The 10,624-nt window shown below is 75.1% G+C and carries 9 protein-coding genes; 4 read left to right on the top strand and 5 right to left on the bottom strand.

The features are described from left to right. Positions 1-189 precede the first annotated feature (189 nt). A complete protein-coding gene (locus ACWF9Z_RS00910; protein ID WP_356650627.1) occupies positions 190-612 on the bottom strand; it encodes a DUF350 domain-containing protein in 423 nt (140 codons plus the stop codon). A 104-nt stretch (positions 613-716) separates the two neighbouring features. Here ACWF9Z_RS00910 and ACWF9Z_RS00905 point away from each other — a divergent pair, with 104 nt between their 5' ends. Further along, positions 717-2,591, top strand: a complete 1,875-nt coding sequence (locus tag ACWF9Z_RS00905; protein ID WP_453596058.1) for a GNAT family N-acetyltransferase — start codon at positions 717-719, stop codon at positions 2,589-2,591. A 24-nt stretch (positions 2,592-2,615) separates the two neighbouring features. On the opposite strand, the gene ACWF9Z_RS00900 is transcribed toward ACWF9Z_RS00905, so the two are convergent. Continuing rightward, on the bottom strand, positions 2,616-4,694 hold the full coding sequence (locus ACWF9Z_RS00900; RefSeq protein WP_453596057.1) for an AMP-binding protein: 2,079 nt from the start codon (positions 4,692-4,694) through the stop codon (positions 2,616-2,618). Between the two features lie 138 nt (positions 4,695-4,832). On the opposite strand from ACWF9Z_RS00900, the gene ACWF9Z_RS00895 reads away from it, so the two are divergent. Further along, positions 4,833-6,749, top strand: a complete 1,917-nt coding sequence (locus tag ACWF9Z_RS00895; RefSeq protein WP_453596055.1) for an ABC transporter ATP-binding protein — start codon at positions 4,833-4,835, stop codon at positions 6,747-6,749. Between the two features lie 42 nt (positions 6,750-6,791). After that, positions 6,792-7,172, top strand: a complete 381-nt coding sequence (locus ACWF9Z_RS00890; RefSeq protein ID WP_453596053.1) for a VOC family protein — start codon at positions 6,792-6,794, stop codon at positions 7,170-7,172. Positions 7,173-7,243: 71 nt separating this feature from the next. Here ACWF9Z_RS00890 and ACWF9Z_RS00885 read toward each other — a convergent pair whose 3' ends face one another. Continuing rightward, positions 7,244-8,029 (bottom strand): FadR/GntR family transcriptional regulator, encoded by a 786-nt coding sequence (locus ACWF9Z_RS00885; RefSeq protein WP_453596051.1) that lies wholly within the window; start codon positions 8,027-8,029, stop codon positions 7,244-7,246. Between the two features lie 161 nt (positions 8,030-8,190). Between ACWF9Z_RS00885 and ACWF9Z_RS00880 the strand changes: the two genes are divergently transcribed. Further along, entirely contained in the window at positions 8,191-8,685 is a 495-nt protein-coding gene (locus ACWF9Z_RS00880) for a gluconokinase (protein ID WP_453596525.1), read from the top strand. 153 nt (positions 8,686-8,838) lie between these two features. On the opposite strand, the gene ACWF9Z_RS00875 is transcribed toward ACWF9Z_RS00880, so the two are convergent. Both ACWF9Z_RS00875 and ACWF9Z_RS00870 read right to left on the bottom strand, forming a co-directional pair. Continuing rightward, on the bottom strand, positions 8,839-9,063 hold the full coding sequence (locus tag ACWF9Z_RS00875; protein ID WP_453596049.1) for a hypothetical protein: 225 nt from the start codon (positions 9,061-9,063) through the stop codon (positions 8,839-8,841). Beyond that, a complete protein-coding gene (locus ACWF9Z_RS00870; RefSeq protein ID WP_453596047.1) occupies positions 9,060-10,244 on the bottom strand; it encodes a hypothetical protein in 1,185 nt (394 codons plus the stop codon). The genes ACWF9Z_RS00875 and ACWF9Z_RS00870 overlap by 4 nt, the downstream gene beginning before the upstream one ends. Between the last annotated feature and the right edge of the window lie 380 nt (positions 10,245-10,624).

The raw sequence follows: 10,624 nt of genomic DNA, 5'->3' as shown, positions 1-10,624 counted from the left end.
CGCGAGGGGGCGGGCGGTGCCGGGTGGCGCGCGGTGCGGTGTGCGGCCGCGCGTCTCGGGCTCGGCTCCCCCCCCCCCCCCCCCCCCCCCCCGCCCCCCCCCGGGGGGGGCCCCCCCCGGCTCTCGTCGTGCCCTGCTCTGGTCTTGTCCCGTCCTGCCCGTTCCGCTCCGCCCTGTTCCGTCCAGCGGTCAGGCGATGGAGGCGGCGACGATGGCCGCCACGGCGATGTTGCAGGAGGCCGTCACCCACACCGCGGGGTGCGGCTCGGGGTCGACCACTATGGCGCCGAGCTTGCCCGGGGTCACCAGGTCCAGTACCAGGAAGGCCACCCCCATCAGAACGAGGCCGAGGACGCCGAAGGCCGCGGTGGACAGCAGGCCCTTGCCGAAGTCGTCGTACGTCGTCCAGATCGAGGTGAAGACGATGCCGCCGATGCCGAGCAGCGCGGAGCTGAGCAGGAGGGCGGCGTTGCGGTTGCGCTCTTCCCAGATCTGCTTCGGCAGCTTGCCGGGGGTCAGCACGTCCACCAGCACGATGCCGAGGATGAGCAGCACCAGACCGACGCCGCCGAATGCGGTGGTGCGGCCAAGTCCGTTGATGATGTCGCTCATTGAGAAGCCGTCTCCGGGTGGGTAGGAAGTACGTCGCGTGCCCTGTCGTCGCGGTGGCCGAATCTATCGCACGCGGTGCCGCCGGAACACGGGGAGGCCGGGAAATGGCACAGCTCAGGCCCGCGCGGGCCGGGGAGGCCGAGTGGCTGTCGGGCCTGGTCATGCGGTCGAAGGCGCACTGGGGGTACGACGCCCCGTTCCTGGCCGCGTGCGCGCCGCAGTTGCGGATCGGGGCCGGGGATCCCGAGGGGCGGCGGATCGTGGTCGCCGAGGACGTGACCGGTGGGAACGCCGGGCGAGGGAGCGGGGCGGTGCTCGGGCTCGCTTCCCTGGACGGGGAGCCTCCGGTGGGGCGGCTGGGGCTGCTGTTCGTGGAACCGGCCGCCATCGGGCGGGGAACCGGTCGCCGGCTCTACCGGGACGTCCTGCGGCGCGCCGCCGGGCTCGGCTTCCGCCGGCTGCTGATCGACGCCGATCCGCACGCGGCCGGTTTCTACCGGGCCATGGGAGCGGTCCGGGCGGACGCGGGCGCTCCCGCCGGGCTGGTCCGCTTCGAAGTGGCGCCCGTGCTCCTGGCCGACTGGGCGCGGGCCTGGACGGGCGGCGGGGCCGCGGTACACCTGGGCAATGTCGCCGAGTACAACGGGCAGTTCGCCGACCCCTCCCTGGGCCGGGACCAGCGGGCCGCGCACCACTACGCCTGCCTGGCCGCCTTCTACAGCCCGCGACCCGCGGCGCTGGTGCTGCCGCGCGCGGTGCCCCCGGGCTGGGTCGGCCTGGTGGGCCGCCGGCTGGGCTGGAACCAGGACGCCGAGGAGGGGGCGGAGGCGGGGGCGGCCCTGAAGGCGGGGGTGGCGGTGGAGGTGTACGACGGGATCGCGGGGCGGGATGCCGGGCTCTGCGACCTCGTACGGTCCCGGCCGGCGCTGGCCGCACGGCTGACCGGGGCCGGTCTGCCGCTCGTCCCGTGGGGGCTGACCGCCCCCTTCGCACGGCTGGCGGGCCGGCCGTGGCGGCCGCGGGAGCTGCGGTACGAGTCGAAGGCGCGGGCGCACGGGCTGTTCGGCCGGATCCTGGCGGCGGGCGGGCATCCCGGGATCGTGCTGCCGGCCCAGTGGCGGGCGGACACCCGGCGGGCGGCGGTCCGGCTGCTGGCCGCGCGCGCCGGGGCGGGGAAGAGCACCGTTCTCAAATCGGAGCACGGTGTCGGAGGCTCGGGCACCACGGTGGTGACCCCGGAACGGGTCCGGGACGCGGGCGGCGCCCGGGCCCTGCTGCGCACCCTCCCGCGCGGGCCGCTGCTGGTGGAGGAGTACGTATCCGCTCCGGCGGACCGGGAGGAGCCGCGCGACCTCACGTACGACGGGTTCGTGGACGCGGCGGGCCGGGTGCACGAGGTCGGCGGGGCGGTGATGGACGTGGCGGACGGCGGGTACCGGGGGGCGACGGTGGGTCCCGGGGTGGTGCCCGGGTGGGCGCGGGAACCGCTGCTGGGCTTCGGGGCGGCGGTGGGCCGGGAGCTGTCCGCCGCCGGCTACCGGGGCTGGTTCGACGTCGACTTCGTCGTCGACGGCACGGGACGGCTCGCCCCGACCGAGACCAACCTGCGCCTGACCGGGCCGGCCGTCGCGTTCATGGTGGCGGCCCGGCTCGACGAACTGCGGGGCGCGGGGCACCTCGTACGGATCTGCGACCGGGTGGAGCTGGGCGCGCGGCTGCCGGAGGCCGCCTTCGACGAGTTCTGCGAGCGGCTGGCCGGACGCTGCGCGGAGCTCGATGCCGTGTTCGTGCCCGCCATCCCGACCGCCGCCTTCGAACCGGCGCCCTGGATGGGCGTGCTGGTGGCCGCGACCGGCAGGGGTGCGCTGGACGCGGCCGAGCGGCTGGTGCGGGCGGAGGCCCTGTCCGTCGGGGCGATGTTCGAGGGGCCGGTGTTCGGTGGGGCGGCGTTCGGCGGGCCGGTGCGCGCGGGACGGTGAGCGGGGGCGGGGCGGGCGGCGGGCTCAGTCGGTGGAGTCCGCCCCGGAGCCGGTGTCGGAGCCGGTGTCGGAGGCGAAGTCGAAGGGGCCGGCCGGCGGGCGGGAGACGTAGAGGGCCACGATCCCGGCGGCGGCCATCAAGGGGATGTTGAAGGCGTAGACCAGGGCCGCCTGGACCGGCCAGTCCCGCTGGGCGGCGAGCCGGTAGAAGTTGTCCTGCGGCCACCACGCGGCCAGGAGGTAGACGATCGCCACGTGCGCGGCCGCGGTGATGCGCGGACCGCGCCGACCGTGGCGGCGCATCCGGGAGCGGCCGGCGAACAGGAAGAGCACGCCGGCGGTGAACGCGCAGGCCTCGGCCGCGTAGAGGAGGAAGAAGAGCGTCGCGTACGGGTTCGGCACACCGGACAGGTCGGTGGATCCCGGCCACAGGGTCTTGGTCAGGACCAGGAGGAGCACGCCCGGCACCACCAGCGCGACGAGACCGGAGAAGACGACGGCGGCCGTCCCGGAACCCGGTCCCGCCGCCGTGTACTTGGCTCCCCCCGCGCCTCCCCTACCGCCGGCGGTCCGCGCGTCCTCGGCCCGCTGCGCGGGCAGGGGGAGCACGGTCCGCTGCTCACGGCCGGCCCGGTCCCGGGGAATGCGGGGCAGCCGGACCACGGCGCGCGGCATGCTGTCCGCCGGGACCCTGCCCGCCAGGTGCCGGCGCAGTTCCCCGCTGTCGGGGAGGTCGGATCCCGGCGGCCGGCCGGACTCCTCGGCCGGCGGGGCGAGGTAGGCGAGCAGCACCGGCCGCGCGTTCTTCCCCGTGCCGCCGCCCCGGACCTGGGCGAGGACGGCGGCGCCGACGCCCGCGTGGGTCCGGATCGCGGACTCCACGGGGTGCGGGTCGAGGGGGCTGCCGTCCACGGTGAGCCGGTCCCGGATCCGGCCGCCGAACTCCAGCAGCCCGTCGGGGCGCAGGGCCCCGAGGTCCCCGGTCCCGATCGCGTCGCCGCCGCCGGGGGGTGTCAGGTGGATCTCCCCGCCGCGGATCTCCACCCGGCAGCCGGGGAAGGGGGTGCCGATCAGCGAGAGCCGTTCCGGTTCGTCCAACGGGCCGTGCAGGTGCGGGAGTTCGAACCAGGTGCCGACGCCCGCGGACTCGGTGGTCCCGTAGACGTTCAGCAGACGGGCACCGGGGCGCAGGCAGGCGAGCAGGGCGGACTGCTCGTCGAGGTAGAGGCGCTCGCCGGTGACGGTGACCATGCGCAGGGAGCGCAGGGCTTCGTCAGGGCGGCGCGGGGTCCGCGCCGCGAGCGCCGCCCGGTCGTGCGTCAGGACCCGGGCGGCGGTGCCGGGATCGGTGTGCAGGACGGTGACGCGTTCGTCCTCCACCGCACGCCGGATCGCCCGGTCCGTCCAGTGCGGGCCGTCGGGCAGGACGAGGGCGCCCCCGGTGCACAGGGCCCGGGGCCAGCCGGCGGCGAAGGCGGTGAGGTCCGGGGCGGCGGTGATCAGATGCCGTTCCCCGGGTGCCGGCCCGGCCACTTCGGCCCAGCCCTCGTGGGCGGCGAGGAGCAGGTCATGGCCGATGGCGACGGCCCGGTGGTCCGGTCCCCCGGTGAACAGGCAGGCGGCCGGGCCCTCTTGGGGGGAGCGGGCCGGTGGTTCGGTGGGGCGCCCGGCCAGGGCGGCGGCCTCCTCGTCGAGGCGGATCACCCGCAGTCCGCGGCCGTCGTCCAGGCGGGCCTGGTGCGCGGCGTGGGTGAGCAGCGCGAAGGGGGCGGCGGCGGCGAGCTGCCGCTGCCCGGTGCGCGGGTTCTCCACGTCGACGACGGCGCAGGCGGCGCCGGCTTTGAGGACGCCGAGGAGGGCGACGAGGGTCTCGGCCCACCGGGCCGCACCCACGGCCACGACCGCACGCCCGGGCAGTGCGGCGTCCAGCAGGTGATGGGCCAACTGGTTCGCGCGGGCGTCGAGTTGCCGGTAGGTGAGGCCCTGCGGTCCGGCGACGACGGCCTGGGCGCCGGGGGTGTCCCGCACCCACCGCTCGAAGCGGGACAGGACGGTGTCGGCGGTACGCCGGCGGGAGGGCGCGGACTCTGATCCCTGCGTCATGGACCGATGATGCCAGCGGGCGCGATCGCGTACGAGGGTGCGGAAAATACCTCATTCGAGCGGGAGTTGGCCGGGCATCGGAGTGAGCAGCCCCCCTCCCTTGACCTCTAGTTTGGTTGAGGTCGTAGCGTTCGGCGCATGGACATGGAAGTCACCGCCTGGACCTCGCTGCACAGCGCGATCAACGCCCAGCAGGAACGGCGCCCGCTCTCACGGGCGAGCCTGCGCCGGATCGCCGCATTCGCCCTCCCGCACCGCCGCGGGCTGACGCTGTTCCTGCTGCTCAGCGTGGTGACCGCCTTGCTGGCGGTGGCCACTCCGGTGCTCGCGAGCCGCGTGGTCACCGCGATCGTCGAGGGCCGGGAGCCCGGCACCGTCACCCGCCTCGCCCTGCTCATCGCGCTGATCGCGGTGGCCGAGGCGGCCCTCGGCCTGCTCATCCGCCGGCTGTCGGCCACGCTCGGAGAGGGCCTGATCCTGGATCTGCGCACAGCGGTCTTCGACCACGTGCAGCGGATGCCGGTGGCCTTCTTCACCCGCACCCGCACGGGCGCACTCGTGAGCCGCCTCAACAACGACGTGATCGGCGCCCAACGGGCCTTCAGCAACACCCTGTCGGGTGTCGTGGCCAATACCGTGACGCTGCTGCTGACCCTGACCGTGATGCTGGGCATCTCCTGGCAGATCACGCTGCTGGCCCTCGTGCTCCTGCCGGTCTTCGTGCTCCCGGCCCGCCGGATGGGCGCGCGGATGGCCTCGATGCAGCGGGAGGCCTCGGCGCTGAACGCGTCGATGGGCACGCAGATGACGGAACGGTTCTCGGCGCCGGGCGCGACGCTGGTGAAGCTGTTCGGACGGCCGGCCGACGAGTCGGCGGAGTTCGCCGCGCGGGCGGCCCGGGTCCGGGACATCGGGATCCGCACGGCCATGGCCCAGTCGGCCTTCATCACCGCCCTGACGCTCGTCTCGGCCCTGGCCCTGGCGCTCGTCTACGGGCTCGGCGGCTACTACGCCCTGCGCGGCACCCTGGACGCGGGCTCCGTCGTCGCCCTCGCGCTGCTCCTGACCCGCCTGTACGCGCCGCTGACCGCGCTCGCCGGGGCCCGGGTCGAGGTGATGAGCGCCATGGTCAGCTTCGAGCGGGTCTTCGAGATCCTCGACCTGAAGCCCCTGATCTCCCAGAAGCCGGACGCCCGGCGGGTCCCGGACGGTCCGGTGACGGTGGAGTTCGACCGGGTCTCCTTCGGATACCCCTCCCCCGACAAGGTCTCGCTCGCCTCACTGGAGGAGGTCGCGACCCTCGACGCCCGCGGTGGCACGCAGGTGCTGCACGAGGTGTCCTTCCGCGCCGAGCCCGGCCAGATGATCGCCCTGGTCGGCTCGTCGGGCGCCGGCAAGTCGACGATCGCGCAGCTGCTGCCCCGGCTGTACGACGCCGACGCGGGCGCGGTCCGCCTCGCCGGGATCGACGTACGGGACCTCACCGCCGACTCCATCCGCGAAACCCTGGGCATGGTCACGCAGGACGGCCACCTCTTCCACGAGTCGGTACGGGCCAACCTGCTGCTCGCCCGCCCCGGCGCGGCGGAGGAGGACATCTGGGAGGCCCTGCGCCGCTCGCGGCTGGACGGTCTCGTGGCCTCCCTCCCGGACGGTCTCGACACGGTCGTCGGCGAGCGCGGCTACCGGCTGTCGGGCGGCGAGCGCCAGCGGCTGACGATCGCCCGGCTGCTGCTGGCCAGGCAGCGGGTGGTGATTCTGGACGAGGCCACCGCCCATCTGGACTCCACCTCGGAGGCCGCGGTCCAGGAGGCCCTCGGCGAGGCCCTCGCGGGCCGGACCGCCGTGGTGATCGCCCACCGGCTGTCGACGGTGCACGCCGCCGACCTGATCCTGGTGGTGGAGGAGGGCCGGATCGTGGAACGCGGCACCCACACCGAACTGCTGGCGGCGGGCGGGCGCTACGAGGAGCTGTACCGCACGCAGTTCTCACCGGCCGACACGCCGCGCGCCGACACCGTCCCGGGCGGCGCGCCGACCGCGTCCGGCGGATGATGCCGACAGGCAGTCCGCCGCGGTCACGACGAGGAGCAGCCGATGGACATCAAACTGGAACTGGTCGCCGTCCCGGTCACCGACGTCGACCGGGCCAAGGCCTTCTACGAACGCCTCGGTTTCCACGCCGACCATGACGTCACCGTCAGCGAGGACATCCGGTTCGTCCAGCTGACCCCACCGGGCTCGGCCTGTTCCATCGCGATCGGCAGGGGCCTGACCCGGATGACCCCCGGCTCCCTGGACAATCTGCAGGTCGTGGTCGCGGACATCGAGGAGGCCTTCGCCGATCTCAAGGGCCGGGGGATCGAGGTGACCGAGATCGAGGACATGCCCTGGGGCTCCTTCGTCTACTTCAGCGACCCGGACGGCAACGGCTGGGCGGTGCAGCAGACCACTGCGCGCACCGCGCCCGGCAGCTGACCCGCACCGCCCCGGGCGGCCGGCCCCCGCCCCGGCCGCACCGGTGCGGCCCGGCCGCGGCGGGAGCGGGGCTACGGGGCGAGTACGTCCAACTCGTCCAGCGCGCCCACCGCGATCTGCCGGGTCAGCGCCTCCGCACGGGCCGCGTCCCCCTCCCGTACCGCCTCCGCGACCCGCACGTGCAGGGTGACGGCGGCCGGGTCGGGGTCGTGGAACATCACCGCGTGCTCGGTGCGTCCGGTCAGCACCTCCGCGACGACGTCGCCCAGCCGCGCGAACATCTCGTTCCCGGAGGCGTTGAGGACGACCCGGTGGAAGGCGATGTCGTGGTGGAGGTACCCGTCGAGCTGGTGGCCGCGCGAGGTGCGCACCATGCCGAGGGCCGCCTCGGTGAGTTCGGCGCACTGCTCCGGGGTGGCCCGGGTCGCCGCCAGCCCGGCCGCCACCGGCTCGATGGCGGAGCGCAGCACGGTCAGGGAACGCAGCTGGCGCGGGCGGTCGGTGCCGGCGAGGCGCCAGCGGATGACCCGCAGGTCGTAGACGTTCCACTCCGGCGTGGGACGGACGGTGACTCCGACCCGGCGGCGGGATTCGACCAGGCGCAGCGATTCCAGGACGCGGACGACCTCGCGGACCACGGTGCGGGAGGCGTCGAAGCGCTCGGCGATCTCGTCCGTGCGCAGGACGCTGCCGGGCGGGTGCTCCCCCGCCGTGATCGCGAGGCCGAGGGTGTCGAGCACGCGGGAGTGGAGCCCCCGGCTTCCCCGGCCGGCCGGGCCTCCGTCCGCACCCTCCGGGCCCTCCGCGATGTCCGGGATATCCGGGGCGTCCGGGGCGTCCGGGCCTTCAGTGGTCATGGCGTAAGCGTACGGTGACACCCAGGCGATAAAAGATGTGATTTCTTGCGCAGCCATCTTGAATAAGTACTACGTAATGGGTTTCAGTGGAGCCTGGCGTCGGGCGGGCCGACGGCGGCGGCGGGAAAGCGAGGTACGCGGTGGAGCGCGTCATTGTGGTGATGGGCGTGGCCGGGACGGGCAAGACGACCGTGGGCCGGCTGCTCGCCGACGCACTCGCCCTCCCCTACGCGGAGGGCGACGCCTTCCACCCCGCGGCCAACGTCGCCAAGATGTCGGCCGGCACCCCCCTGGACGACACCGACCGGTGGCCCTGGCTGGACGCCATCGGCGAGTGGATGCGCAACCGGGCCGGCCGCAGCGGCGGGGTCGTGGCCGCCTCCGCGCTCAAGCGCGTCTACCGGGACCGGTTGCGCGCCGCCTCGCCGGGAACCGTGTTCGTCCACCTCACCGGTGAACGGCCGCTGATCGAGAAGCGCATGGCGGCGCGCAGGGGCCACTTCATGCCCACCACGCTGCTGGCTTCGCAGTTCGACTCGCTCGAGCCGCTCCAGGCGGACGAGCTCGGCGTACGCGTCGACGTGTCCGGAACCCCGGAGGAGATCACCGAACGGGCGCTGGCCGCCCTGCGCGGCCTCCCCGCGCCGGCGGCGTAGACCGCGGGGCGCCCCGTCAACCGCGCTGTCCCCTAGACCGCGCTGCCCCGCACCCCCGCACACCCGTAGACCCGCAGACCCGTCAACCCACCAGACCATCGTCTCGGTGGCCGGTCTGGCCGTCGCCCCGGCCCCGCGCCTCAGGGCATCCCCTCAACGGTCACGGTGGGCGAGCTGGGCCGCCGCGAGGTCGAGGCCGCCCGCCGCGATGGTGCAGCGGTCGGCCAGTACGGCCACTTCCGCACGGAAGGCGTCGGCCCGCGGGCCCTGCCAGCGCAGGTCGCCGGCGGCGCGGCGGAGCCGATCGGCGTGCGAGCGCAGGGCGGCCGAGTGGGCGCGCAGGCCATCGGCGGGGGCGGGTTCGGGGCGCTCCCTCACCGCGCCCTCCCCGGGAGGAGGGCATCGGGAAGGCCCGGCACGCCCGTGAGGTGGGTGGCGGTGACCCGGCCCCGGAAGGCGGCCAGGCCCCCGAGATCCGGCTCGGGACCGGACTCGGGGCGGGAGCAGAGTCGGGCGGCCGGGTAGACGGTGGTGAACTCCCTGCTCAGGAAGAGCCGTTCGGCCGCGCGAGCGCCCGCGCCCCGTCCGACCAGGGCGAGTTCGGTTCCGGACGCGACGAGGCGGCGCACGGTCGCGGCCACCGTGCGGGCGTACGCCTTGTGGGCCTCGTGGGCCTCACGGGCCTCGTGTGCCTCGTGTGCCCCGTACGCGGCCTCCGTGCGGCCGGGTACCCGAGGCGGACCGGCGAGCTGGACCACGCACCGCTCGGTCCCGTCGGCCACGATGACCCGTTGGAGCAGGACGGCTCCGGCGGCCGTGGCGATCAGGTCGGCGTTGCGCAGGTATCCGGCCGGGGTGCCGGTGGTGTCCAGCTCCGCGAGGAGGCCGGTCTCCGGTTCGGCGCAGGCCGGGCCCCGGTCGAAGAAGGCGAGGAGGGCGGCGCCCAGCCCGAGGAGCGGTTCGGCGGCCATGGCGCGGCCGGTGGCGACCTGCCACCCGGCATGGTCGTTGAAGGGGTTGTCGTCGGTCAGCGCGTTCCAGGCCAGGATGTCGGCGAAGGACGGGTTCAGCAGCGCGAAGGCCGGTCCGGCGCCCTGCCTGCGCACGAGGTCACGGAACTCCCGCACCGCGTCGGCCTGCCGGCCCTCCTCGACGGCCCGCAGGACCACGGCCGCGTCCGGGTCCTCCCTCAGCGCGGGGTTGCGCGTACTCGCCGCCCGGATCCGGCCCTTGAGCCCGCACACCGCGAGGCTGACGGCGAGGCTCTCCCGGCCGGCGAACACTCCGGCGAGCCAGCCGGCCCGTGCCACTCCCCGGCCCCTGGGGGCCCAGCCGAGTCCGGCCGGGTCGGTGAGGGCGCGCAGCAGCGTACGCCAGGCCGCGCGGCGGCGGCTGCCGAAGCCCAGGGCGGTGACCGGCAGTCGGGAGCCGAGGGCCATGCGGGAGGCGTAGCGGGCGGCTTCGCCGACGGCGTCGGCGGCGTCGGCCAGCTCCCGGCACAGGGCGCCCAGTTGGTCGGCGTCCGGGTCGGTGAACTCGGAGGTCGCGGCGTCGGACATGGATTCCTCGTGGGGTCGTGTGGTCGGGGGGTCAGGTGGTCGGGGGGGCCGGACGCACCGACCGGGCCGGGCGGGCGGGTTCCCGCGGGGGGGGGCGAGGCCTCAGCGGTGCGGGCGGGGTCCGGCGGTTCGGGCCGGTGGTTCAGCGACGGGTCGGCCGGAGCCGGATCCCCGGTGGGTCCAGCGCGTCGGCGAGTGGTCCGAGCGGGTGGGGTACGGGCCGTGCGGCGTGGCCCCGGGCACCGGCCCTGACCGGGGCCAGGACATCAGCCGGGACATCGGCCAGGACATCGGCCCGGACGGGCACCCGGGCCTGAACCCGGACCCGGGGCGCGAGCACAGCGAGGGTGGTCCCGTGGACCGTACGCATCCGTGTACCT

The organism is Streptomyces sp. NPDC054961 (assembly GCF_053609145.1).
Note: the sequence above shows the minus strand (reverse complement) of the source record. Positions and strands in the feature narration are given on the sequence as shown.